The sequence below is a fragment of the Streptomyces sp. NPDC001339 genome (genome assembly GCF_042895955.1).
Lineage (GTDB): Bacteria > Actinomycetota > Actinomycetes > Streptomycetales > Streptomycetaceae > Streptomyces.
Genome location: NZ_JBIAWT010000006.1, coordinates 27,263 through 50,978, shown reverse-complemented (window position 1 = coordinate 50,978; position 23,716 = coordinate 27,263). Strand labels below are relative to the sequence as shown.

Annotated in this window: 18 protein-coding genes; 12 read left to right on the top strand and 6 right to left on the bottom strand. The window is 72.6% G+C overall.

Annotation, left to right across the window (positions count from 1 at the left end; translation table 11 throughout):
• Nucleotides 1-111 precede the first annotated feature (111 nt).
• From ACFY12_RS18460 to ACFY12_RS18450, 3 genes are all read left to right on the top strand, one after another.
• Nucleotides 112-354 carry a DUF397 domain-containing protein gene (locus ACFY12_RS18460; protein WP_390716867.1) on the top strand — a complete coding sequence of 81 codons (243 nt, stop codon included), beginning with the start codon at nt 112-114 and terminating at the stop codon, nt 352-354.
• Between the two features lie 140 nt (nt 355-494).
• Nucleotides 495-917, top strand: a complete 423-nt coding sequence (locus ACFY12_RS18455; protein WP_390716866.1) for an ACT domain-containing protein — start codon at nt 495-497, stop codon at nt 915-917.
• A gap of 87 nt (nt 918-1,004) precedes the next feature.
• Complete coding sequence (locus tag ACFY12_RS18450; RefSeq protein ID WP_390716865.1) at nt 1,005-1,505, top strand: hypothetical protein; 501 nt, start codon at nt 1,005-1,007, stop codon at nt 1,503-1,505.
• Between the two features lie 147 nt (nt 1,506-1,652).
• Here the strand turns inward: ACFY12_RS18450 and ACFY12_RS18445 are convergent, their stop codons facing one another.
• Together ACFY12_RS18445 and ACFY12_RS18440 are read right to left on the bottom strand one after the other, a co-directional pair.
• Nucleotides 1,653-3,686 carry an N-acetylmuramoyl-L-alanine amidase gene (locus tag ACFY12_RS18445; RefSeq protein ID WP_390716864.1) on the bottom strand — a complete coding sequence of 678 codons (2,034 nt, stop codon included), beginning with the start codon at nt 3,684-3,686 and terminating at the stop codon, nt 1,653-1,655.
• A 765-nt stretch (nt 3,687-4,451) separates the two neighbouring features.
• Complete coding sequence (locus ACFY12_RS18440; protein WP_390716863.1) at nt 4,452-5,585, bottom strand: aminoglycoside phosphotransferase family protein; 1,134 nt, start codon at nt 5,583-5,585, stop codon at nt 4,452-4,454.
• Nucleotides 5,586-5,870: 285 nt separating this feature from the next.
• Here ACFY12_RS18440 and ACFY12_RS18435 point away from each other — a divergent pair, with 285 nt between their 5' ends.
• On the top strand, nt 5,871-7,406 hold the full coding sequence (locus tag ACFY12_RS18435) for a hypothetical protein (protein ID WP_390716862.1): 1,536 nt from the start codon (nt 5,871-5,873) through the stop codon (nt 7,404-7,406).
• Nucleotides 7,407-7,654: 248 nt separating this feature from the next.
• Here ACFY12_RS18435 and ACFY12_RS18430 read toward each other — a convergent pair whose 3' ends face one another.
• Nucleotides 7,655-9,118, bottom strand: a complete 1,464-nt coding sequence (locus tag ACFY12_RS18430; protein ID WP_390716861.1) for a PP2C family protein-serine/threonine phosphatase — start codon at nt 9,116-9,118, stop codon at nt 7,655-7,657.
• A 320-nt stretch (nt 9,119-9,438) separates the two neighbouring features.
• On the opposite strand from ACFY12_RS18430, the gene ACFY12_RS18425 reads away from it, so the two are divergent.
• The 5 genes from ACFY12_RS18425 to ACFY12_RS18405 all read left to right on the top strand — a co-directional run bounded on the left by ACFY12_RS18425 (nt 9,439) and on the right by ACFY12_RS18405 (nt 18,411).
• Entirely contained in the window at nt 9,439-10,854 is a 1,416-nt protein-coding gene (locus ACFY12_RS18425) for a HEAT repeat domain-containing protein (RefSeq protein ID WP_390716860.1), read from the top strand.
• 516 nt (nt 10,855-11,370) lie between these two features.
• Nucleotides 11,371-12,507: a glycosyltransferase family 4 protein gene (locus ACFY12_RS18420; protein WP_390716859.1), complete on the top strand. Its 1,137-nt coding sequence runs from the start codon at nt 11,371-11,373 to the stop codon at nt 12,505-12,507.
• A complete protein-coding gene (locus ACFY12_RS18415) occupies nt 12,504-13,748 on the top strand; it encodes a glycosyltransferase (RefSeq protein WP_390716858.1) in 1,245 nt (414 codons plus the stop codon). The genes ACFY12_RS18420 and ACFY12_RS18415 overlap by 4 nt, the downstream gene beginning before the upstream one ends.
• 2 nt (nt 13,749-13,750) lie before the next feature.
• Complete coding sequence (locus ACFY12_RS18410) at nt 13,751-14,734, top strand: SGNH/GDSL hydrolase family protein (RefSeq protein ID WP_390716857.1); 984 nt, start codon at nt 13,751-13,753, stop codon at nt 14,732-14,734.
• The gene (locus ACFY12_RS18405) at nt 14,731-18,411 is read left to right on the top strand and encodes a hydantoinase B/oxoprolinase family protein (protein WP_390716856.1); all 3,681 of its coding nucleotides are present in this window, start codon (nt 14,731-14,733) and stop codon (nt 18,409-18,411) included. The genes ACFY12_RS18410 and ACFY12_RS18405 overlap by 4 nt, the downstream gene beginning before the upstream one ends.
• 49 nt (nt 18,412-18,460) lie before the next feature.
• Here the strand turns inward: ACFY12_RS18405 and ACFY12_RS18400 are convergent, their stop codons facing one another.
• Genes ACFY12_RS18400 through ACFY12_RS18390 form a run of 3 tightly spaced genes read right to left on the bottom strand, consistent with a single transcriptional unit; the run spans nt 18,461 to nt 20,792 of the window.
• The gene (locus ACFY12_RS18400; protein ID WP_390716855.1) at nt 18,461-19,324 is read right to left on the bottom strand and encodes a biotin-dependent carboxyltransferase family protein; all 864 of its coding nucleotides are present in this window, start codon (nt 19,322-19,324) and stop codon (nt 18,461-18,463) included.
• On the bottom strand, nt 19,321-20,007 hold the full coding sequence (gene pxpB / locus ACFY12_RS18395) for a 5-oxoprolinase subunit PxpB (protein WP_390717302.1): 687 nt from the start codon (nt 20,005-20,007) through the stop codon (nt 19,321-19,323). Before pxpB ends, ACFY12_RS18400 begins: the two co-directional genes overlap by 4 nt.
• Before the next feature lie 8 nt (nt 20,008-20,015).
• Nucleotides 20,016-20,792 (bottom strand): LamB/YcsF family protein, encoded by a 777-nt coding sequence (locus ACFY12_RS18390; protein ID WP_390716854.1) that lies wholly within the window; start codon nt 20,790-20,792, stop codon nt 20,016-20,018.
• 238 nt (nt 20,793-21,030) lie between these two features.
• Between ACFY12_RS18390 and ACFY12_RS18385 the strand changes: the two genes are divergently transcribed.
• From ACFY12_RS18385 to ACFY12_RS18375, 3 genes are all read left to right on the top strand, one after another.
• Complete coding sequence (locus ACFY12_RS18385) at nt 21,031-21,774, top strand: GntR family transcriptional regulator (protein WP_390716853.1); 744 nt, start codon at nt 21,031-21,033, stop codon at nt 21,772-21,774.
• 241 nt (nt 21,775-22,015) lie between these two features.
• Nucleotides 22,016-22,726, top strand: coding sequence for a DUF969 domain-containing protein (locus ACFY12_RS18380; protein ID WP_390716852.1), 711 nt, complete (start codon nt 22,016-22,018; stop codon nt 22,724-22,726).
• Complete coding sequence (locus tag ACFY12_RS18375) at nt 22,723-23,691, top strand: DUF979 domain-containing protein (protein WP_390716851.1); 969 nt, start codon at nt 22,723-22,725, stop codon at nt 23,689-23,691. Before ACFY12_RS18380 ends, ACFY12_RS18375 begins: the two co-directional genes overlap by 4 nt.
• Nucleotides 23,692-23,716 lie beyond the last annotated feature (25 nt).

Sequence of the window (23,716 nt, the reverse complement as noted above, 5' to 3'; positions counted from 1 at the left end):
ACTTGAGGGCGGCGGAGGCCGACGCCGGCCCCGGCCACGTCCTCTGTTCGTCCCCGTACACAGTGGTTACGCTGCTCACCACGGACGCCGAACCGAAGAGGAGCGGGACACGTGGCCGACAGCATCACCACCGAGCAGCGACTCGTCGGCGGGCCCCGGCCCGACCTCGACCTGACGCAGGCCGAGTGGCAGTCGAGCACCCAGGGCGTCGGCGATGTCCAAGTCGCCTTCGTCGAGGGCTATATCGCGATGCGGAACCGCCGCGAACCGGAGATCCCGGCGGTGATCTTCTCCCCGGCCGAGTGGCGCGCCTTCGTCCTGGACGCCAGAGAAGGGGCGTTCGACCTGACGTGACGCGGTGCGGCGCAGCTCCGGGCCAGGGCCTGTGCCGGAGTCCCGTCGTCCGCCGAAGGTCCGGACGTCCGCCGAGCATCCGGACGACGCCACTGAGGAGGGCTCCGGCCGGCCGCGCTGACGCCCCGTAGGGTGGCCCCATGACGGGTGAACGCGATCTTCAGGTGCTGCTGCGCGCGATGCGGCCCGAGCTGCACGACGGCCGGTACGTCTTCACCAGCGTGCCCGGTGCGGTCCCCGCGGGCCTGGCCCCGGTGGTGACCGTCGCCGAACCCGAAGGCCTCACCCTCGTCCTCCGCCAGGAGGAGGCCGACCGGACGGGTCTGGACTACGACTACGTCGCCGGCTGGATCACCCTGCGGGTGCACTCCGCACTGGACGCGGTCGGCCTCACCGCCGCCGTCGCGACCGCCCTCGCCGAGGGCGGCCTCAGCTGCAATGTCGTCGCCGGCTTCCACCACGATCACCTCTTCGTGCCCTACGAGGCGGCCGAGGAGGCCCTCCGCCGGCTCGACGCGCTGGCAGAGCGTGCCGACCGGGAAGACCGGGCAGACCGGGCCTGACCGGCAGCGCCCGCCGCGCGGCACCGACCGCACAATTACCCCCTACGCCCGCGCGGCTCGTCCGCCCGAGCCACGTACGATGGCGGCATGTCCTTCCTCCGCCGCCGTAGCGCAGCCACGCCCGCCGGTCCCGATTTCGACGTCCTCGCCATGGACCCGGGGGACTGGCCGGGCAATCTCGGTGCCGGGCTGCTGCCCGCGCCCGACGGGAGCTGCCAGGGCGTCTTCCTCCGCTACGACCTGTTCGGCGGACGCGGGCCCGCGATGATCATCGGCAATCTGCCGGAGGGCTCCCCGGCCCGCGAGCTCGCCGACGACGAGGTGCCCTTCGAAGTGGCCCAGTTGCTCGCGGCGCTCGGTCACGACGAGGCGGTGACCGTCGTCGAGCGGGAGGACACCCCGGTGATGCACGAGGACAACCTGCTGATCGTCAAGCGCATCAAGTGCTCCGAGAGCCGGATCTCCTGCGCCCAGTTCGACCGCAACGACGGTGTGCTGGTCACCATCGCCAGCTGGGACCGGCCGATCACCGACGACCTCTACGCCCTGCTCAAGCCGCTGCCGGCGGAGCTCTTCCAGCAGGGCTGACGGCGCCGGAGCCGGCCCGTCCCAGGGGACTCCGGGCCGTCCCAGGGGACTCCGGGCCGGACGGCGGGACTCTCCAGGCCGGGCGACAGGACTTCCGGCACCGGCCCTGGGAGAACCCCTGGAAACCCCTGTGAATCCCTGGAAACCCTAGGAATCCGAGGGCCGCACATCGACATCGGCCGCCCGGACGTACCCGACCCGGTGCCCCAGCTGGATCTGGTAGTAGAGGTCCTTGCCGCGCACGATCACGTGCCGGGAGACATCGAAGGACGGGGCGTAGAAGTACTCGCCGGGCATCCGGTCGCCGACCGCGTACCTCTGACCCGCAGTGATCCTGTACGGCAGCGGGGACACGGCTTGGTACGGCACCCCGGTCGGGTAGGCCTCCTGCTCCGGATAGGCGCGGCCGTAGACCGGGATCTCCGGGTGACCGGCCTTCGGGGTGGCGACCAGCCCCTTGGCGTCCACCGCGGTCGGCGCGTCCTGCGGATCGTGGAACCACGCCAACTGCCCCAGGTACCAGATCGCCGTCCACTCGCCGAGCCGGCCCGCCACCGCGAACCGCTGCCCCGTCGTGGCGCGGGCGCCGGTGTCGTTCACCCCCTCCGTCGAGTCACCGCCGTCCGGGTGCAGCCCGATGTCCTTGACCAGCGGGGCGCTCTCGGTCGGTGCGGTGTGCAGCCGGATCGCCGTGGAGCCGTGCGGCGGGCAGCTGTCACCGGGCTTCTCGCAGCCGGTGTAGTGCGGCCTGTTCCGGTCGTAGTCGGGACGGATGGTGACCAGCCCGCCATGCGGTCCCGCCGTGCGGTGGAACGGCTTGCCCAGCAGTTCGAAGTAGTGCGCCCAGTCCCAGTACGGGCCGGGGTCGGTGTGCATGCCGGGGATCGTGGACGTCGTCGTGCCGGGCACATTGTCGTGGCCCAGGATGTGCTGCCGGTCGAGCGGCAGGTCGTACTTGCGGCTCAGATACTTCACCAGGCGGGCCGAGGAGCGGTACATCGCCTCCGTGTACCAGGCGTCCGGCGAGGCCAGGAAGCCCTCGTGTTCGATGCCGATGGAGTGCGCGTTCATGTACCAGTTCCCGGAGTGCCAGGCGACGTCCTTGGCGGGCACATGCTGGGCGATCAGACCGTCCGAGGAACGGACCGTGTAGTTCCACGACACATACTCCGGGTCCTTGATCAGCTTCAGGGTCACCTCCCACGACCCCTCGGTGTCGTGGATGATGATCGCGTCGACCTTCTGGTCCCTGGGGCGGTCCGCCTTGTCGTGGTTGCCGTAGTCGTGGTCGCCGAACTCCTCGTACGGTGCGGGGACCGACGTACAGGCGACCGTATGCGGGCACTCCGGCCGGTGTCCGTCGCCCGACGCGGATGCCTTGTCGGACATCGTCGCGAGCGCCGTGGCGTCCCGCTTGCCGATACGTTTCTCCTGCTGGTTGACGGGGGCCAGCCGCGGCGCGGGGGCCAGGGTCACCCGCTGCCCCGTATCGGTCGTACGGCTCTGGCCCCGCCGCATCACCGTGAACACCTCGTCCGCGAAGGCCTGGCCGGCGGCCGCGTCGTTCTGGCCGCCGTAGTGCGCCACCGCCGCGTACCACTGCGCCGGATCCGCGTCGGCGGGCAGCCCCAGCTTGCGCTGCTCCGCGGCGAGCAGCGCCGCACCGCCCAGCACGTTCGCCGCGGGGTCGGTGCGCAGCTTCCCGGCGGGCAGGCCGGTCAGCCTCGCCGCCGTCGGCAACGTCCGCAGCCGGGCGGGGAGTTCGGCCGGCAGGGCAGCCTGTCGTGCCCCGGCGGCGGGTACCCGCCTACGGGCCCGCGCGCTGTCGCCGCGGGCGTCCTCGTCGCCCGTGCTGAACTCCGGCACTCGCGCCAGGGCCGTCCGGGCGTCCGTCAGATGCATCGGACCGTAGCCCCCGGAGACACTGGGCGCGCCGCCGTGCGAGTCCCAGCGGGACGCGAGGTACGAGACGCCGAGCAGCACACTGCGTGGCACGTGGAAGCGGGCGGCGGCATCGGTGAAGGCGCGCTCCAGCCGGCTGTCCTTACGGGGCGGCCCGGCGTGCGCGGACGGCGCGCCCGAGAGCGGCAGCAGCAGGACCGCCGCGGCGAGGGCCGTGGTGGATCTGCGCAGTGCGGGGCGGTGGACTCTCTTCTCGCCTTCCGGGACGGATCCTCGCAAAACAACCTCCTCGAGCCGGCCCGAGCCGGGCGGTGTGACGGTTGGTGCGCAAACGCCGTACGGGGTGGGACCCGAGAGTAGATCCCCCGTCGGCTCCAGGGTCATACGTCCGCCGACGGGCCGTCAATCACCGTGCCAGATCAGGACTCCGCATGTCAGGGCATCTCAGAGGAGCCTTCCCGTACCGCCGCCGGGCCTACGGGGCGTCAGTGGAATGGCCCAATGAACAGCGGCGGGCGAGCAGTCACCTGGGGCACACGGGTGAGCGGCGCGCCCCGTACGAGGCGCGCCGCTCACCATTCCTCCTGGAGAGTGCCCGCGGCCCGGTGGCCCGGTGGCCCGGCTCGGCGGCCCGGCCCGGCGCCGACCCGGCATTCCCAAGGCGTGTCTCCCCGACCAGGCCGGAAGATGAGCCGGCCTGATCGGGGAGACACGCCCGTAGGGGTTGTTCGAACAGATCCCCTAGGGGTTGCGAGGGCCCCCTGCGGGGCCACAACCAGGCGGGGCGGGGAGATATTCCCGCGGTTCGCCATGACCAGGATGGTGGCGATGACGACGACGGGGACGACGGGGACGACGGGGACGACCGGGACGGCAGGCATGGCGGGGAGAACGTGGATGATGAGGATGGCGGGGACAACAGGGAAGGCAGGGCAGACGGGAAAGGTGAGGAAGGCGGGACAGGTGGCGTGAGGCGGGAAAGGCGGCACAGGTGGGGTGAGGCGGGGAAGGTGAGGAAGCCGGGGGCGGGGCATGGCCCCGCGGTCAGCGGGTGCCGACCGCGGCACGTACCGCACGGCGTGCCATCTGGCAGTCGTCGTGCAGTCGGCGGAGGAGGAGCCGTTGCTCCTCGCCTGCCGTGGGTACGCCGGGCTGTCCGGGAGCAGAGGTCCCCGTCGGCGCGGGCTCCCGCATGGTCCGTTGGACCGCGGTTTCATAGCGGCGGATCTCGCGGGTCAGGATCAGCATCAGATTCACCAGGAAGGCGTCCCGGGAGGCCGGGCCCGCGTTCTGGGCGAGCTGGCTGATCTGACGGCGGGCCACCGGGGCGTCGCCGAGGACCGACCACAGCGTCGCGAGGTCGTAGCCCGGTAGGTACCAGCCCGCGTTGTCCCAGTCCAGCAGCACCGGGCCGGCGGGGGAGAGCAGCACGTTGTTCAGGAGTGCGTCGCCGTGGCAGAACTGGCCCTGTACATGCGACAGCCCGTGCATGAGTTTCTGCAGATCGCCCATGTCCCGGTCGGTGAGCAGCCCCAGGTCGTGGTATCGGCTGATGCGGCCCGCATAGTCCAGCGGGGCGTCGAACAGCCCGGCCGGCGGGCGCCAGAGGTTGATCCGGCAGATGGCCCCGAGTGCGGCGCGGACATCCACGCGGGGCGGTGCCTCGGACGGGTGCCGGGTCATGGCCGCGACCCGGCCGGGCATCCGCTCGATGATCAGCGTGTAGTTGTCGGGATCGGCCGCCACCAGACGCGGCACCCGTACCGGCGGACGATGCCGGACGAATGCGCGGTATGCGCTTATTTCCTGCCGGAACCTTTCCGCCCATGAGGGGGAGTGGTCCAGTAAACACTTGGCGACGGCGGTCACCCGACCCGTCGTCCCGACCAGCAGGACGGACTTGCCGCTCCGGCGCAGCACCTGGACCGGATTGAACTCCGGACAGATGCGGTGCACCGAGGCGACCGCGGCGCGCAGCTGGGCGCCCTGGGGCCCGGACAAGTCGAGTCTCCCGCTGAGCGGTTGGGTGCCTGTCCCCGGTGCCCGCCGGGCCCGGCCGCCGGACAGACCGGAACCCGCCCCCGTGGAAGGGGAGGGGGCGAGGTACGGCCCGCTCCCCGCCGGGTGCGGACGGTACGGCCGAGCGGGGGCGGTCACGGCGGACGATGCTCCATACATGGGTGAGACAGATCCCTTCGTGCGCCGACGAGTTGCGTGCGTTCCCCGGCCCGGTGGAGGGCACCCGTGAACGGGCCCGTACACGAGGCCGATCCAGGGTCCCTGCGAAAGGGCGCGCACCCTGGGGAATGCGGTCCCGCCACCAGGCCGGGGGCGGCACACCTACAGAACACTCGGCTGCGGGTGGCAGACCATCTGGCGCACCCTGGCGAACCCTGGCGAATGGTCGCAGCGCATGTCACGGGCCGTTACTGTCAACTCAGTCGAGGAACCTGGGGGCTTGACGTGGACAGGCAGCCGAACACCCGTCTCGCGGACCTTTTCGGCCTGGCAGGCTGGTCCAAAGGCGAACTGGCGAGGCTCGTCAACCGGCAGGCGGCGGCCATGGGCCATCCGCAGCTGGCGACCGACACCTCACGAGTACGGCGCTGGATCGACATGGGGGAGACCCCCCGTGATCCCGTGCCCAAGGTCCTGGCCTCCCTGTTCACCGAGCGCCTCGGCCGTGTCGTAACCATCGAGGACCTCGGGTTCGCACGAACCGGTCGCTCGGGGAAGCGGCAGGCCATGGACGGTCTGCCGTGGGCTCCCGAACGGACCGCTGCGGTCCTCACGGAATTCACGGGAATGGACCTCATGCTCAACCGACGCGGCTTGGTGGGCGCGGGCGCGGCGCTCGCCGCAGGCTCCGCACTCACCGGCGCCATGCACGACTGGCTGCACACCGATCCGGCCCCGGCCGGCGCCGCACGCCACGACCCGTTCGCTTCCGACTCCCTTGACGAACTCGACCAGATCGGCCTCGACCGCTATGAGGCGGCCCCCGTGGGGTCGCAGGAGATCGACGCGCTGGAGCGCTCGGTCGAAGTCTTCCGCGCCTGGGACGCGGCCCGCGGCGGCGGGTTGCAGCGCAAGGCCGTGGTGGGCCAGCTCAACGAGGTGGGCGGCATGCTCGCCTACCGCCACCCCGACCACCTTCAACGGCGGCTGTGGGGCGTGGCCGCCAATCTGGCGGTGCTGGCCGGCTGGATGTCCCATGACGTGGGCCTGGAGCCCACCGCCCAGAAGTACTTCATCATCGCCGCCCATGCGGCACGCGAGGGCGGCGACCGCCCGCGCGCCGGGGAAGCGCTCTCCCGCGCCGCCCGCCAGATGGTCCATCTGGGCCGCCCCGACGACGCGCTGGACCTGATGAAGCTGGCCCAGTCCGGCTCCGGCGAGGAGACCCTGCCACGCACCCGCGCCATGCTGCACACCATCGAGGCCTGGGCCCAGGCGTCCAAGGGCCACGGCCAGGCGATGCGGCGGACGCTGGGCGAGGCGGAGGAGCTCTTCGTCTCGGACAAGGGCGATGTGCCGCCGCCATGCTGGATGCAGGCGTTCGACGCAGCGGATCTGCACGGTATGCAGGCGCTGGCCTTCCGTACCCTCGCCGAACACGACTCCTCGGCTGCCAGGGTCGCCCAGCACCACGCCAAAAAGGCGCTGGAGCTGCGACAGAACGGCTTCCAGCGCTCGCAGATCTTCGACTACATCTCGATGGCATCGGCCTGTTTCATCGGCGACGATCCCGAACAGGCCGATCGCTATGCCCGATTGGCGCTGGTCTCCATCGGCGAGAACTCCTCACACCGCACCTGGGACCGGCTCCGCGAGATGTTCCGGCTGACCGGCCAGTACGCGAATTACGCCAAGATCCAGGACCTGCGTGAGGAGATCCAGCAGGTCATGCCGAAGGCGAAGCCGAAGCCCAAGGGGCCTGGGATCAAGCCAGGGATCGGCGCGCTCGGACCGGGACTGGGGCAGACCTTCTCGGTCTGACGACTCAGCCCCCTTCCCCTTAGCCCACTGTCCACTGTCCGTAGCCCCCCTGGGCCCCTTGCCCGTAGCCCTGCCGCACGTAAGCCCGCCGCCGCACTCACCCCAACCCCATCAACCCTCTACCCACAACCCCACTCAACACAGGTTCCCTGTCGGGTACTTAACACGTAACACGGGCGCTCAACTCAAGGTTTCGGGCGGGTCGGCTTCGTGCTGCGCCGGACCCGCCCTCAGCCGTCCGTTGTGTGTCAGTCGCCCACCTTGGCGATCAGCACACATGCGTCGTCCTCGCGCTCGGTGCTGCCGAACTCCTCGACGACGATGCGGACGCTGTCCTGCGCACTTCGGGCTGTGCGGAAGCGCGGCGCCAGGGCGAGGAGCCGCTCGGCACCTTCATGAGCGGTCTCCGCGCCATGCGCGCGCCGCGGTACGAGGCCGTCGGTGTGCAGGACGAGCAGATCGCCGGGCTCCAGCTGCTCGGTGTGCTGGGTGTACGTCGCGCCCGATGTCGCCCCGAGCAGTACGCCCTTGGGCGGGTCCAGCGCGCGCCCCGCGCCGCCGCGGAAGAGCAGCGGTGCGGGGTGCCCCGCCTGAGCCCACTCCAACGTCCGGCTCCCGGGGTCGAACCGTCCGCACACCGCGCTGCCGAGCGCCGGCTGGGCGGCGGCGTCCAGCAGTTGGTTGAGCAGCCCCATCAGGGGCCCCGGCCGGTGTCCCGCGACCGCCATCCCCCGGAGCGCGCCGAGCAGCATCGCCATGCCGGAGGTGGCCGTGACGCCGTGCCCGGTGAGATCACCGACGCTCAACAGCGTCGTACCGTCCGGGAGGTGCAGGGCGTCGTACCAGTCGCCGCCGATCAGGGCGCTGGTGCCGGACGGCAGGTAGTGCCCGGCGAGATCGAGGGTGACCGGGCCGCTCTGCGAAAACCGCAGGGAGCCGCGCCACGGCGGGAGCACGGTCTCCTGCAGCTCGACCGCGAGCCGGTGTTCGGTCTGCGCGATCTGCCGCTCGCGGTGCAGCGAGTCACCGCTCTCGCGCACCGCCTGCTGGCTGCGGCGCAGCTCGCTGACGTCCCGCAGCACGGCCCACATACATGCGGTGCTGCCGTCCGTGTCGAGCACCGGCTCGCCCGCCATGTGCACCGTGCGCAGTGTCGCGTCCGGGCGCACGATACGGAATTCGCCGTCGAGCGGCCGGCCGTCCACCAGGCAGTCGGTGACCATCGTGGTCAGCTTCTCCTGGTCCTCGGCGTACACCAGGGACGGCAGCTCGTCGAGGGTCAGCGGGCCGTCGGAGGGGGACCGGCCGAAGATGGCGAACAGCTCGTCGGACCAGCTGACCTCATCGGTGAGCAGATTCCACTCCGCGCTGCCCACCCTGCGGAGCAGCGCACCGCGTTCGTGCGGTTCGGGGCCGGGCGGGGCGGCCGGCGGATCGTCCGCGTCCGCCGTGTCGTCACTCTCTGTGGGCAGTCCCTCTCTCAGCTGGTCGAGATGACCGCCGAGATCGTCGAGGTGGTGCACCGCGAGATCGCACAGTGCGCGCTGCCAGCGCAGCTGCGGGTCGGTGGCGAGGCCGGTGTCCACCGAGGACTCCCGGCGTACCGCGTCGAGGTCGCCGCGCAGGCGGCGGGCCTGCGTGATCAGTGCCTCGACCGTGTCGCGCTCGGGAGGCCGGTCGGCTGGGTGGTCCGCGAAGAGAGGGGACGGCATGACGTACTCCGTGATCGGGCGGCGCCGGGCTGAGGGCCGGTACCGACTGTTGCACAGGCGGCGACCGTGCGTAAGGGATTTGGCACTACCCGATACGGTGGTGCGTGTGGCATATGCCGCTGGCCCTCCTCTGGCATAGCTGGGCGGACCTGCGGAATATCGGCTTCCAGGCTAGGCTTCGGCCGCCGTACCGCAGGCGTTCCCGCCGATTCCACAGGGTCAACGAGGGATACCGTGCATACGGTCCGCGGTCACCGGCAAGAATGCCGGTCAGCGGAAATCCCGTTGCCAGCCTGTTCCCCGCACCGGATGCTGACCTCATGTTCGATCCAGACATAGCGCCCAGTGGCACCCTGCTCGGCCTCCTGCAGCGAGGCCGCGGCGACGGGACCCTGCATGCCCTCGCGGCGCCGCGGGCGGAGGCGCTCGCGGCGCTCAACGACAGCGTGCTGCGCGACCCCCGGCGCGACTGGCAGGTCGAGAACCGCTCGCTCTACTACGCGCGCCTCTACATGCAGCTCGACGGCGGGCTCGAGGAGATCGAACGGCATCTGTTCCACCCCGACGACCTGGTGGACACCGGCGAGGAGCGCACCGGCCTCGCCCTGTCCGTCCTCGGCCACCTCGCCGCGTACGGCAGGGACGCCGCCCGCTTGCTGCTGCGCAGCTACGCCGCGGCCGGCAGCAACTGGCGCTGGGCCCTGGACGAGCTGGCGCTGCGGGACGACGACGCGGGGCTGATGACCCTCGCCCCGGCGGTCCTGGCGCGCTTCCCGGAGACCGCGCAGGGCGAGGCCGAGCTGGCCGCCGCCGTCCGGGACGCCTTCGAGCCCCGCCCCTGGCGGCTGTGGGCCGAGGACCCCCGCTACGGCCCACGACTCACCGCCGCGGGGGAGCAGGGCTCCTTCGACCGCTGGCAGCGGCAGTTGCGCTCCCGCGGTCCGCGCCCGGGCTGGAGCGTTGCCGAGGTCCTGGACTGGGCCCAGCAGGGCTTGGACCTGGAGCCGGCCGAGCGCCGCCATATCGCCGCCGCCCGCTGCCTGTCCGCCGTGGTCGGCCCGGACGACCGCCCCGAGCTGCTGCGCGCCGGGCGCAGCGCACCGGACACGGCGCGGGCCGCGGTCCTCCACCACCTCGCCGAGCGCGGCGATCCGGACGTCCTCGATCTGATCGAGTCCGCCGCCACCTGCCCCTTCTCCACCGAGCAGCTGATCGTGGCCGCGCTGACCTCCTACGAGCGGATGCCCGGCGCCGCAGCCGTCGAACGGGCCCGGGTCTGGGCGCCGCGCGGGGACCGGCTGGGCGCGTCCGCCGCTGCCATGCTCGCCCGCCGCGGCGACCGGGGCGACGCCGAGCTGGTGCTGGCCGCGCTGCGCCGCACGGTCCGCGAGGAGGGCCCGGACGCGGCCGGCCTGTGGGAGCTGGTCGACGGTACCGGCCGCCTCGGTGTCGTCTGTGCCGCCCCCGTGCTGCGGCACATCTACCGCGAAACGTCCTCCTCCCACCTGCGCGGCCGCGCCGCCGCCGCCCTCGCCGCCACCGACCCCGGCTTCGCCGCCGGCTTCGCCGTGGAGTGCCTGTGGGACTGCGAGGAGACCACCCGCGAACTGGCCGCCCGGCACGCCGCCACCGGCGACGACCGGGTCGTCGAACAACTCCGCCGCCTTGCCGCCGACCCGGCGGAGGAAGCGGAGGTCCAGCTGGCGGTGCGCGATCGGTTTGGCGCCGAGTCGTAGCCATACGCTGCGCTTGGCTGGCTTCCCACGTTTTTGGCTTTCCCGCCGTACCTTCCGTTTCGCCGTTGCGCCCGTCGTGGCGCCCCGCTCGTTTTTGGCTGTCCCGCCGTGTCGCCTGGCGGCGGGCTGTTTGCCGCTGCGCGGGGCTGTACGTCACGGGTGCGCCCCTCCGGACTGCCGTCCTGCGGTGCGCCCCCTCCCGTGGGTGGGTGGAAGAAGACCGGTGGGGGTGTACGTGATCTTTTGCGCGCGCAGGGGACCACTCACGCACACCCCCACCGGCCTGTTCTCCTCCCCCTCCCGGGAGGGGCCGCTCCGCAGGACGAAGTCCGGAGGAGCGGACCCGCGCCCGACAAACCCACGCCCGCCGCAGGCGCCACGGCGAAACCGGAAGGTACGGCGCCGCAGACGACAACGTGGGAAGCCGGCCAAGCGCAGCGGAACGGCAGCGGAATGTTCCCCAGTTGGAAAGATCCAAGTGGCCCCCCGAACGCACGGCCCGCCGACAACAGCGTTATGCGTGTCGTCATCGTCACCGAATCCTTCCCGCCCGACGTCAACGGCGTCGCCCGCTGCGCCCTGGAAACCGCCCGGCACCTCGTCCGCCGCGGGCATGAACCGCTGGTCGTCGCACCGCTCGCGGGTGTGGTGCCGGCCGCCGGTACCGCTGGTACGTACGAGAGTCCGTGCCCGGTCGTCCGGGTGCGGTCGATGCCCTTGCCCGGGTACCCGCAGGTGCGGATCGCGCTTCCCGGACGGCGGCTGGCCGCGGCGCTCGACGGGCACTGCCCCGATCTGGTGCACCTCGCCAGCCCCTTCGTCCTCGGCGCTCGCGCGATGGCGGCCGCCGCCCGGCGGCGGGTGCCGACGATCGCCGTCTACCAGACCGATCTCGGCCGCTACGCCCGTACGTACCTCGGCGGCGGTACGGCGACGGCCTGGCGGCGCATCCGGGCGGTGCACGCCGCGGCCGACCGGACCCTGGCGCCGTCCAGTGCGGCGCTGCTGGACCTGACCGAGCACGGTGTGCCGCGGCTCCATCTGTGGCCGCGCGGCGTCGACTCCCGGCGGTTCCACCCCGGGCGGCGTGACGCGGTGCTGCGCAGCTCGCTGGTGGCGGGGCGGGAGCTGCTGGTGGGGTACGTGGGACGGCTCGCCCCCGAGAAGGACGTGCGGCTGCTGGCGCAGACCTCCCGGCTCCCGGGTGTCCGCACGGTCGTCATCGGCGAGGGCCCCAGCGCGGCCGGGCTGCGCACCGCGCTGCCGGAGGCCCGTTTCCTCGGCCGCCGCACCGGCGATGAACTCGCCCGGCTCTATGCGTCGTTGGACGTCTTCGTGCACACCGGGCCGTACGAAACCTTCTGCCAGACCGTGCAGGAGGCGATGGCCTCCGGCGTGCCGGTGGTCGCGCCGCGTGCGGGCGGGCCGATCGACCTGGTCGACCACGGCCGGACGGGCCTGCTGGTGACACCGGGCGACGGCGGCGCGTTCCGGGACGCGGTGCGCTTCCTCGGAGGCAGCGCGGAGCTGCGGGTACGGTACGGTGCCGCGGCCCGCCGGGCCGTTGCCGACCGTACCTGGGAGGCGGTGGGCGATCAGCTGCTGGGCCATTACGAGGCCGTGCTCGCCGACCGGACGGCGGTGGCCGCATGATCCGGCGGCACGGCACCGGGGCGGGCCTGCGGATCGTTCGGATCGCCAACTTCGTCACTCCGGCCTCCGGCGGGCTGCGCACCGCACTGTGCGAACTCGGCAAGGGCTACCGGGCCGCCGGGCATGAGCCGGTGCTCATCGTGCCCGGGCCGCCGGGGGCGGGCGGGACCGGGCGGACGGCGGGGATTCGCGAGGAACTCACCGCGCAGGGGCGGGTGATCACCCTGCCCGGGCCGGTGCTGCCCGGCAGCGGTGGCTACCGTGTGCTGACCGACCGCCGGCGGCTGCGGCTGCTGCTGACGGCTCTGGCCCCCGACCGGCTGGAGGTCTCGGACCGTACGACCCTGCGCTGGACCGGCACATGGGCGCGGCGGGCACGGGTGCCCGCGGTGATGGTCTCCCACGAGAGCGTGGACGGGGTGCTGCGCACCTGGGGTGTGCCCCGGCCGTTCGCCCGGGCCGTCGCCGACCGGCTCAACCGCCGTACCGCGCACGCCTACAGCCGGGTGGTGTGCACGACCGAGTGGGCGGCCGCGGAGTTCACCCGGACCGGCGCGCGGAATGTCGTACGGGCCCCGCTCGGGGTCGATCTCGAGGCCTGGCACCCGGACCGCCGCGGTCCGGAGCCGCGTCTGCGCTGGGCGGGCCGGGCGGAGTACCTGCTGTTGATGTGTTCCCGGCTGTCGCAGGAGAAGCGGCCCGGGCGGGCGCTGGACGCACTGGCCGAGCTGCGCCGGCGCGGCGTCGACGCGGCACTGGTGGTGGTCGGGGACGGCCCGCTGCGGGGACGTCTGGAGGCCCGGGCCCGGAGCGAGCGGCTGCCCGCGGCGTTCCTCGGGCACCTCGCGGACCGCTCCCGGGTGGCCGAGCTGCAGGCCGGCGCCGATCTCGCGCTGGCCCCCGGACCGGCCGAGACCTTCGGGCTGGCCGCCCTGGAGGCGCTCGCCTGCGGTACGCCCGTGGTCGCCAGCGCGGCTTCGGCGCTGGCCGGTCTCGTCGGTGACGGCGGTGATACCGCGCTCGATGACGGGCCCTCGTTCGCCGATGCGGTCCAGCGGGTGCTGGCCCGGCCCGAGCCCGCCCGGCGCGCCGCTGCCCGCTGCCGGGCCGAGGGCTACGGCTGGCAGCCCGCCGTCGACGCCTTCCTGGCGGCCCATGACGCGCCCCCGGTGCTCGGCCGGCCGGTCGCCGCGCAGGCGTCGACCCCTCCGCACCCGGCGGGCCCTCGGGGTGGGTGGTGACGATGGCGTCCGAAGGGGTGGCGATACGTGGCACGGGACCGATACCCGCGGGCCCTGAGAGTTTCGTGGCGCTCGGCGACTCGCTGACCGAGGGGCTGGGGGACCCGCTGCCGGGCGGCGGCTGGCGTGGCTGGGCCGCGCTGCTGGCCGGGGCACTGGGGGAGCGGCCGGGGAGTGTCGCGCTGGTCAACCTGGCGTTCAGCGGCGCGCTGGCGGCGGATGTGGCGGAGCACCAGTTGCCCGCCGCGCGTGCGCTGAAGCCGCGGTACGCCGCCCTGATCGTCGGTGCGAACGACACCTTGCGCGCCGCCTTCGCCATCGACCGGGTCGCGGCCGCACTGGACCGGGCACATGGCACGCTGAGCGCCGACGGCGCCGTGGTCCTGACGGCGTGTCTGCCGGATCCCGGCTGGATGCTGGGGCTGCCCTGGCCGTTGGCCCGTCCGCTGGCGCGCCGGATGCGGGCCGTCAACACCGTCGTCCACGCGCTCTCCGCCCGCCACGGCGGTGTGCATCTGCACCTCGCCGACGAACCCTGGGTCGCCGAACGCGCGTCCTGGAGCGTGGACCGGCTGCACCCCAGCGAACGTGGCCACCGGCTGCTGGCCCGCGGCTTCCATACGGTGCTCGCCGAGGCCGGCTCACCGGTCGGGCCGCCGCCCGGGCTCGTCCTCGACGGCCGGCCGCCGTCCCGTACCGGATCCGTGCTGTGGATGGCGACCAAGGGGACGCGCTGGGTCGCCGACCGGTGTACGGACCTGCTGCCCGGCCTGCTCGCCCTGGCGCTGCGGGAGTGCCGGTACGGGCTGACGGGCTCCGGGCGGCCGCTGGACGCCGCGGCCGAGCACGCCACCTGGTGCGCACTCGCCGCCCTGGACGCCGGCTCCGTACCGGAAGGGGCCGTACCGGAAGGGGCTGTACCGGAAGAGGCCGCCCCGCCGAAAGACACCGCCGCTACGGAGGGCGCTGCGACAATGGCGGGATGACGACCGGACGCTGGGAGTTCTGGATCGACCGCGGTGGCACCTTCACGGACGTCGTCGGCAGGCGGCCGGACGGGCGGCTGGTCACCGGCAAACTGCTCTCGCACCACCCCGAGCGCTACCGGGACGCCGCGGTGGCCGGCATCCGGAGGATGCTGGGGCTCGGCCCGGACGAGCCGGTTCCCGCCGAGCGGGTCTCCGTCGTCAAGATGGGCACCACCGTCGCCACCAACGCCCTCCTGGAGCGCACGGGCGAACCGACCGTGCTGCTGACCACCGAGGGTTTCCGGGACGCGCTGCGGATCGCCTATCAGAACCGGCCGCGGATCTTCGACCGGCGGATCGTGCTGCCGGAGGCGCTCTACGAGCGGGTGATCGAGGTACCGGAGCGGATCGGCGCGCACGGCGAGCTCGTCCGGCCGCTGGACGCGGACCGGGTACGTGAGGCGCTGCTGCGGGCCCGCGCGGACGGGCTGCGCAGCGCCGCCGTCGTCCTGCTGCACGGCTACCGTCACCCCGACCACGAGCGGGCCGTCGCCGAGCTGGCCCGCCGTGCGGGCTTCCCGCAGGTCAGCTGCTCGCACGAGGTCAGCCCGCTGATGAAGCTGGTACCGCGCGGCGACACCACCGTCGTCGACGCCTACCTCTCCCCGATCCTGGCCCGCTACATCGACGAGGTCGCCGCCCAACTCCCCGGCATCCGGCTGATGTTCATGCAGTCCAACGGCGGGTTGCGGGAGGCCGCGCGCTTCCGCGGCAAGGACGCCGTGCTGTCCGGGCCGGCCGGCGGCGTCGTCGGCATGGTCCGTTCGGCCGCCGAGGCGGGCGACGGCCACGGCCGGGTGATCGGCTTCGACATGGGCGGTACCTCCACGGATGTGTCGCACTACGCCGGTGAGTTCGAGCGGGTCTTCGGCAGTGAGGTCGCGGGCGTACGGATGCGCGCCCCCATGATGAACATCCATACCGTGGCGGCCGGCGGGGGCTCCGTCCTGCACTTCGACGGGCGCCGCTACCGGGTCGGCCCGGACTCCGCCGGGGCCGTCCCGGGACCGGCCTGCTACCGGCGCGGCGGCCCGCTCACCGTCACCGACGCCAATGTGATGCTCGGCCGGATCCAGCCCGGCCACTTCCCCGCCGTCTTCGGACCGGACGGCGACCAGCCGCTGGACGCCGGGACCGTCCGCACCCGCTTCACCGAACTGGCCGCCCGGATCGCCGCCGAGACCGGAGACGACCGCGGCCCCGAGGAGGTCGCGGCCGGTTTCCTGGACATCGCCGTGCTCAACATGGCCAACGCGGTCAAGAAGATCTCCGTCCAGCGCGGCCGCGACATCACCCGCTACGCCCTGACCTGCTTCGGCGGCGCCGGCGGCCAGCACGCCTGCGCGGTCGCCGACGCCCTGGGCATCACCACCGTCCTCGTCCCGCCGCTGGCCGGGGTGCTCTCCGCGTACGGCATCGGCGTCGCCGATGCCACCGCGATGCGCGAGCAGGCCGTCGAGGCGGAGTTCGAGGACGCCGCGGCCATGGAACGCGTCCACGAGGTCTGTGCGGCGCTCGCCGGTCGGACGCGTCGTGAACTCCACGACGACGGGGTGCCGGACGCGTCCATCACCACCCGGGCCCGGGTCCTGGTCCGCTACGCCGGGACCGACTCCACCATCGGTGTACCGCTCGCCGAAGCCGGCGCCATGGCCGCGGACTTCGTCCGGGCCCACCGCGAGCGCTACGCCTTCACGATGGACAAACCGCTGGTCGCCGAGGCGGTGTCGGTCGAGGCGCTCGGGGAGGCCGGCGGCGCCCGTGGATACGACGTACGGCAGGGGGGCAGGGAAGGGAAGTTGACGCCCACGGCGACCGTCCGGGTGTACGCCGCTGGACGACGGCGCGACGCCGGCCTCTACCGGCGCACCGACCTGCGCCCCGGTGACGCCCTCACCGGTCCGGCGATCATCGCCGAGGAGAACGCGACCACGGTCCTCGACCCGGACTGGCAGGCGGTCGTGGGCGACCGCGGCCACCTCCTGCTGACCCGGACCCGCCCGCGCGGCGACCGGGCCGCCGTGGGCACCGGAGCCGACCCCGTGATGCTGGAGGTCTTCAACAGTCTCTTCATGGCCATCGCCGAGCAGATGGGCGTCCGGCTGGAGAACACTGCACACTCCGTCAACATCAAGGAGCGCCTCGACTTCTCCTGTGCGCTCTTCGACGCCGACGGCAATCTGATCGCCAACGCACCGCACATTCCCGTGCACTTGGGATCGATGGGGGAGTCCATCAAGGAAGTGCTCCGCCGGCGCGGCGACGACCTGCGGCCCGGCGATGTCTATGCGATCAACGATCCTTACCACGGTGGTACCCACCTTCCTGATGTCACGGTCGTCACCCCGGTCTTCGCGACGAACTCCGGTACCTCTGACGCGGCTTCCGCTGCCGCGTCCGATGCCGCTTCTGATTCGGTAACGCACGGTGACGAGCTGTTGTTCCTCGTCGCTTCCCGCGGCCACCACGCCGAGATCGGCGGTATCACTCCCGGTTCGATGCCCGCCTTCAGCCGCACCATCGAGGAGGAGGGCATCCTCTTCGACAACTGGCTGCTGGTGCGCGACGGGAAGCTGCGCGAGCACGAGACCCGCGCACTGCTCACCTCCGGCCCGTACCCCTCCCGCGCCCCCGACGCCAACCTCGCCGATCTGCGCGCCCAGATCGCCGCCAATGAGAAGGGCATCCAGGAACTCCACCGGATGACCGAGGAGTTCGGCCTGGACGTCGTACGTGCCTACATGGGGCACGTCCAGGACAACGCCGAGGAATCGGTGCGGCGGATCATCGCCGGGCTGTCGGACGGGAGCTACCGCTACGAAACCGACAGCGGGGCGGAGATCCGCGTCGCGCTGACCGTCGACCGCGCCGCGCGCGGTGCCGTACTGGACTTCGCCGGCACCTCACCCCAGCTGCCGGGCAACGCGAACGCGCCGACCTCGGTGGTGACGGCGGCCGTCCTCTACGTCTTCCGCACCCTGGTCGCCGAGGACATCCCGCTCAACAGCGGCTGCCTCAAGCCCGTCGACGTCCGCATCCCGGAGGGCTCGATGCTCGCCCCCGCCCACCCCGCGGCCACCGTCGCGGGCAATGTAGAGACCTCCCAGGCGGTCACCGGCGCGCTCTACGCCGCCCTCGGCGTACAGGCCGAGGGCTCGGGCACGATGAACAACCTCACCTTCGGCAACGACCGGGTGCAGTACTACGAGACCGTCGCCAGCGGCTCGGGCGCCGGCGACGGCTTCGACGGCGCGGACGCCGTACAGACCCATATGACCAACTCCCGGCTGACCGACCCGGAAGTGCTGGAGTGGCGCTACCCCGTCCGGGTCGACGGCTTCGCCGTCCGCGCCGGGAGCGGGGGCGCCGGACGCTGGCACGGCGGCTGCGGTGTCGAGCGCCGGCTGCGCTTCCTGGAGCCGATGACCATCGCCCTGCTGTCCAACCACCGCAGGGTCCCGCCGTATGGGATGGCGGGTGGTGCCCCGGGGGCGCTGGGCGCGAACGTCATCGAGCGGGCCGACGGTTCGCACGAGCGGCTGCGCGGCTGTGACGCGGCGGAGGTCGGGGTGGACGATGTGCTGGTCGTACGGACCCCGGGCGGCGGCGGGTACGGGGTGCCGGAGCGCGGTTGACCGGCGGCTGTGTGAGTTCCGTGAACCGCGGCTGTGCGGGTTCCGTGTCCTACCGCATGCGGAGGAACCGGACCGGCGTCCCCGGCACCGCCTGTGCGGCCCGGGCCAGGTACCGCTCGGGGACCACGCCGATGACCGGGTAGCCGCCCGTCGTGGGGTGGTCGTGCAGGAACAGCACCGGCAGCCCGTCGGGCGGTACCTGGAGGGCGCCCAACGGCATGCCCTCGCTGGGGAGTTCCCCGGGGCGGGCGCGTTCCAGCGCGGGGCCCTCCGTGCGCAGGCCGATGCGGTTGCCGGCCGGGGAGACCCGGAACCGGCCGGTGGACAGGGTGCGCAGTCCGCTGTCGGTGAACCAGTCGTCGCGGGGGCCGGGGAGGAACGGCAGGAGCAGTTCGGTCACCGGCCCGGGGTGCGGGACGGCATCGGCGCCGGCCGGCGGGGCGTACGGGGCGCCCAGCGGGAGGACCGCGCCGTCGGTGAGCGGCTCGGGGCCCAGGCCGGAGAGCAGATCGGTGGCGCGGCTGCCCAGCACCTCCTCGGTGTCGATGCCGCCCGCGAAGGCGAGGTGGCAGCGCAGCCCGTGGGTGGCCGGTCCGGCGTCCAGCACGGCGCCCGCCGGGACGTGGACCGGGGCGCCCCAGGGGGCGGGGCGGCCGTCGACGGTCACCGGGCAGGGGGCGCCGGTGAGGGCGACGGTGGTCGCGGTGCGGACCCGTACGGCGCAGCCGGTCAGCGTCGTCTCCAGGGTGGCGGCCGACTCGGGGTTGCCGACCAGGCGGTTGGCGAGGCGGTGCGCCGGCTCGTCCAGGGCGCCCGAGCGCGGCACACCGAGGTGGGCATGGCCGGGCCTGCCGAGATCCTGCACGGTGGTGAGCGCCCCGGCCCGGACGACCGAGAAGGCGCGGTCGTTCATCGGGCGGTTTCCAGAGGCCCGGCTGTCTCCAGAGGCCGGGTGGTCTCCAGAGGCACGAAACGGACGCGGGTGCCCGGGGAGAGCAGCGCGGCCGGTTCCCGGCGCGGGTCCCACAGTACGGTTCCGGTGGTGCCTATCAGTTGCCAGCCGCCGGGGGAGGAGCGCGGGTAGACGCCGGTGTACGGGCCGGCCAGTGCGACCGAGCCGACCGGGACCCGGGTACGGGGGGTGGCCCGGCGCGGTACGTGCAGCGGCTCGGGCAGACCGGTCAGATAGCCGAATCCGGGGGCGAAGCCGCAGAAGGCGACGTGGAATTCGGTGCCGGAGTGCAGACGGACCACGTCGTCGGTGGTGGCGTCCCACAAGGCGGCCACGGCGTCGAGGTCGGGGCCGTCGTAGCGGACCGGGATCTCGACGGTGGGCCGGTCGCCGGCGGCGCGTGGCGGGATGTCCCAGGAGGCCAGCTCGGCGCGGAGCCCCCGCGGGTCGGCGAGGCCGTCGAGGAGGACCGTGCGGGCGGCCGGCACGATCTCGCCGCCGGCCGCCGTCCGGGAACCGCCCCCGGCCCACCGCAGGGTGCCGTCGGCGTCCCGGCGCAGCAGCTCGGCGTGGAGCGCCTCGGCCTCCACGGCGCTGTCCAGCTCGATCAGCAGCCCGTGTTCACCGACCGGCAGCGCTCTCATACGAGGTCTCATACGAAACTCCGTACGTGTACACCGGCGGCGGTCAGTTCGGACCGGATGCGCCGGGCGAGGTCCGCGGCGCCCGGGGTGTCGCCGTGCAGGCAGAGGGAGCGGGCGGTGATCCCGACCGGACCGCCGTCGCGCGAGGCCACGGTGCGGTCGCGGGCGATGCCGATGGAGCGTTTGACGACCTCGTCCGGGTCGTGGATCACCGCACCGGGTTCGCGGCGCGGCACCAGGGTGCCCTCGGGCGTGTAGGCGCGGTCGGCGAACGCCTCGCCGACGACGGGCAGTTGGGCGTGACCGGCGGCCTGGTGCAGCCGGGAGCAGGGCAGGCCGAGGACCGGGAGCCCGCCGCCCGGCAGTCCGCTGCCCGCGGTGCGGATGCCCTTGATGACGGCGCCGGCCTGCTCCTCGTCGTGCACACAGCGGTTGTAGAGCGCACCGTGTGGTTTGACGTAGCCGACGCGGCTGCCGGCGGCGCGCGCGAAGACCTCCAGCGCACCGATCTGGTAGGCGATCTCGTCGGCCAGTTCGTCCGGCGGCACGTCCATCGCGCGGCGCCCGAAGCCGGCCAGGTCGCGGTAGGAGACCTGGGCGCCGATCACCACCCCGCGCTCGGCGGCCAGTTCGCACACCCGGCGCATGGTGGCCGGGTCGCCGGCGTGGAAGCCGCAGGCGACATTGGCGCTGGTGACGACGGACAGCAGGGCCTCGTCGTCGGTGAGCCGCCAGCGGCCGAAGCCCTCGCCGAGGTCGGCGTTGAGGTCGATGACGGGGGTCATGTCCGTCCGTTCCGCGTTCGTTCCAGAGGCGCTCGGTCCGGCCGGCCCGTATCCGTAGTGGCTCTCTCCTCCGAGGGCACTCGGGCCGGCCGGCGTTCCGGACAACGTAGAGGATTGTTGAACGATCCGACAAGGGGTGCGCGGGATCCGGTCCGGGGTCCGTTGTTTTGTCCCCTCGGCTGGTATTGACTTTCGCCGGACGAGGCCCGGAGGAGGCCCGGACGGTGAACGGAGCGGTATGGCCGGCGGAGTGGCGAAGAACGATCAGCGGCGGCTCGCCGAGGTCTCGGAGCTGGCGCGGGACCGCGCGCTGCTGGGCCGTGCCAGCACCGCCGAGCGGGTCGCCGACATCCTGCGCGACCGGATCACCGAGGGCTACTTCCCGCCCGGCACCCGGCTCTCCGAGGAGGGCATCGGCGGCGCGCTGGGCGTCTCGCGCAACACCCTGCGGGAGGCGTTCCGGCTGCTCACGCACGAGCGGCTCCTGGTGCACCAGCTCAACCGCGGAGTGTTCGTGGGGGTGGTGACGGTCGAGGACCTGGACGACATCTACCGGGTGCGTACGCTCGTGGAGTGCGCGGCCGTACGGGGGGTGGGCCAGGGACCGTACGACGCCCGGGTGCGCGAGGCCGTCGCGGCGATCGAGGCCGCCGTGCGGGCCGGTGAGGCCGCCTCCGACGCGCGGGAGTGGCAGGACCTGTCGACCGCCAACATCCGCTTCCACCAGACGATCGTGGCCCTGGCGGACAGCCCCCGCACGGATGAGCTGATGCGCGGCGTGCTGGCCGAACTCCGGCTGGTCTTCCACGTCATGGCCGATCCCCGGCGCTTCCACGCGCCCTATCTCACCCGCAACCGGCAGATCCTGGAGGCGCTGCAGGCGGGCGACGCCGCCGAGGCCGAGCGGCTGCTGCGGTCCTATCTGGAGGACTCGCGCGTCCAGTTGTCCGCGGCGTACGCCCGGCGTATCGCGGAGGAGTGAGCGGGGTTCCGCGGCTGTGCGCCCCCGCGACGTTCCGCGGATTCTGTGCACAGACCTCTTGTCGGATCGTTGAACAATCGCCTAGCCTCCGCTGCAACCCCGGTGCACTCCCCGACGCAACCCCCCGCAGGAATTTCTCTCGCTGAAATCTCCGCACCCGTCTCGAACTCCCCGCTCGGACTCTCTGCACCCTCTCCCCGGCCCCCTGCCCCCTGGGGTCCCGTACGCGGAAGGCGGATCCATGATCGTGCTCCTCGGCGTGCTCGTGGTCGTGATCGGCTTCGCCACGAAGCGCAATCCCCTGCTGGTCGTGGGGGTGGCGGGCATCGCCACCGGCTTCCTGGGCGGACTGTCGCCCGGCAAGGTGCTCGCGGCCTTCGGGGAAGGCTTCGCCGGCAGCCGGGCGGTGACGATCTTCGCGATCACCCTCCCGGTCATCGGCCTCCTGGAACGCTACGGCCTCCAGGAACAGGCCCGCGCCCTCATCGCCCGGTTCGCCCGGCTCACCACCGGACGCTTCCTCGCGCTCTACCTGGGCCTGCGGCAGATCGGCGCCGCCGTCGGGCTGACCAATGTCTTCGGGCACGCCCAGACCGTCCGTCCGCTGGCCGTCCCGATGGCCGAGGGCGCCGCCGAGCGCACGTACGGCCAACTCCCCGGCCGGACACGGGAGAAGATCCGGTCCTTCGCCGCGAGCGCGGACAACGTGGGCCTGTTCTTCGGGGAGGACGTCTTCCTCGCCGTCGGCTCGATCCTGCTGATCACCGGCTTCGTCAACACCACCTACGGCACCCACCTCGAACCGCTGCACCTCGCGCTGTGGGCGATCCCCACCGCCGTCTGCGCCTTCGTGGTCCACGGCTGGCGGCTGCTGCGCCTGGACCGCGGACTCGAGCGCGAACTGCTCACCGCCAACGTCCGGTCCGACACCGCCACGGAGGCAGCACAGTGATCAAGGCAGAGTGGTTCTACTGGCTGGTCGGCCTCAGCTTCCTGGTGATGGCCTCCCAGATGGTCACCGACCGCAGTAACCCCAAGCGCTACGGCACCGCCGCCTTCTGGGGGCTGATCGGCGCCGGCTTCATCTACAGCAGTTGGGTCGTCACCAAGCAGGCGCCGGCCGAACCGCTGGGCGTCGCCGTGCTCGTCATGGCCTGCCTGGCCGGCTTCGGCTTCACCGGGCGCGGCACCCCGCGTACCACCACCCCCGAGGAGCGCACCGCGAGCGCCGCCCGGCTCGGCAACCGGCTGTTCGTCCCCGCACTCACCATCCCGGCCGTCGCCATGGCCTGCGCCATCGGCGTCAAGCACCTCTCCATCGGGGGCCGGCCGGTCCTCCAGGAGGGCAGCGAGACGATCCTCGGCCTGGGGATCGGGGCCGTGTCCGCCCTCGTCGTCGGCATGATCATGCTGCGTGAGAAGCGGGTCTCGGTCCCCGTGCAGTCCGGCCGCTCCCTGCTGGAGGCGATGGGCTGGGCGATGCTGCTGCCGCAGATGCTGGCCACGCTGGGCGCCATCTTCCAGGTCTCCGGTGTCGGCGACCAGGTCGGCAAGCTCGCCACCGCGATCCTGCCGGAGGATTCGCGCTACGTCGCGATCGTCGTCTACTGCGTCGGCATGTTCGCGTTCACCCTCGTCATGGGCAACGCCTTCGCCGCCTTCCCCGTGATGACCGCGGCCGTCGGCTGGCCCGTCCTCATCGGGCACTTCGACGGTGACCCCGCCGCTGTCCTGGCCATCGGCATGCTCGCCGGATTCTGCGGCACCCTGATCACCCCCATGGCCGCGAACTACAACATCGTCCCGGCCGCCCTTCTGGAGCTGAAGGACCAGTACGGGCCCATCAGGGCACAGCTGCCCACGGCGGGGGTGCTGCTCGGCTGCAACATCGCGATCATGGCGTTGTTCGCCTTCTGAGCACCTTATGAGCACCTTCTAAGTG

What these genes read in the sequence shown, in the direction of transcription:
- ACFY12_RS18455 (WP_390716866.1), top strand. Translation starts at nt 495, where the DNA reads ATGACGGGTGAACGCGATCTTCAGGTGCTGCTGCGCGCGATGCGGCCC.
- ACFY12_RS18450 (WP_390716865.1), top strand. Translation starts at nt 1,005, where the DNA reads ATGTCCTTCCTCCGCCGCCGTAGCGCAGCCACGCCCGCCGGTCCCGAT.
- ACFY12_RS18440 (WP_390716863.1), bottom strand. Translation starts at nt 5,585, where the DNA reads ATGTATGGAGCATCGTCCGCCGTGACCGCCCCCGCTCGGCCGTACCGT.
- ACFY12_RS18430 (WP_390716861.1), bottom strand. Translation starts at nt 9,118, where the DNA reads ATGCCGTCCCCTCTCTTCGCGGACCACCCAGCCGACCGGCCTCCCGAG.
- ACFY12_RS18425 (WP_390716860.1), top strand. Translation starts at nt 9,439, where the DNA reads ATGTTCGATCCAGACATAGCGCCCAGTGGCACCCTGCTCGGCCTCCTG.
- ACFY12_RS18420 (WP_390716859.1), top strand. Translation starts at nt 11,371, where the DNA reads ATGCGTGTCGTCATCGTCACCGAATCCTTCCCGCCCGACGTCAACGGC.
- ACFY12_RS18415 (WP_390716858.1), top strand. Translation starts at nt 12,504, where the DNA reads ATGATCCGGCGGCACGGCACCGGGGCGGGCCTGCGGATCGTTCGGATC.
- ACFY12_RS18410 (WP_390716857.1), top strand. Translation starts at nt 13,751, where the DNA reads ATGGCGTCCGAAGGGGTGGCGATACGTGGCACGGGACCGATACCCGCG.
- ACFY12_RS18405 (WP_390716856.1), top strand. Translation starts at nt 14,731, where the DNA reads ATGACGACCGGACGCTGGGAGTTCTGGATCGACCGCGGTGGCACCTTC.
- ACFY12_RS18400 (WP_390716855.1), bottom strand. Translation starts at nt 19,324, where the DNA reads ATGAACGACCGCGCCTTCTCGGTCGTCCGGGCCGGGGCGCTCACCACC.
- pxpB (WP_390717302.1), bottom strand. Translation starts at nt 20,007, where the DNA reads ATGAGAGCGCTGCCGGTCGGTGAACACGGGCTGCTGATCGAGCTGGAC.
- ACFY12_RS18390 (WP_390716854.1), bottom strand. Translation starts at nt 20,792, where the DNA reads ATGACCCCCGTCATCGACCTCAACGCCGACCTCGGCGAGGGCTTCGGC.
- ACFY12_RS18385 (WP_390716853.1), top strand. Translation starts at nt 21,031, where the DNA reads ATGGCCGGCGGAGTGGCGAAGAACGATCAGCGGCGGCTCGCCGAGGTC.
- ACFY12_RS18380 (WP_390716852.1), top strand. Translation starts at nt 22,016, where the DNA reads ATGATCGTGCTCCTCGGCGTGCTCGTGGTCGTGATCGGCTTCGCCACG.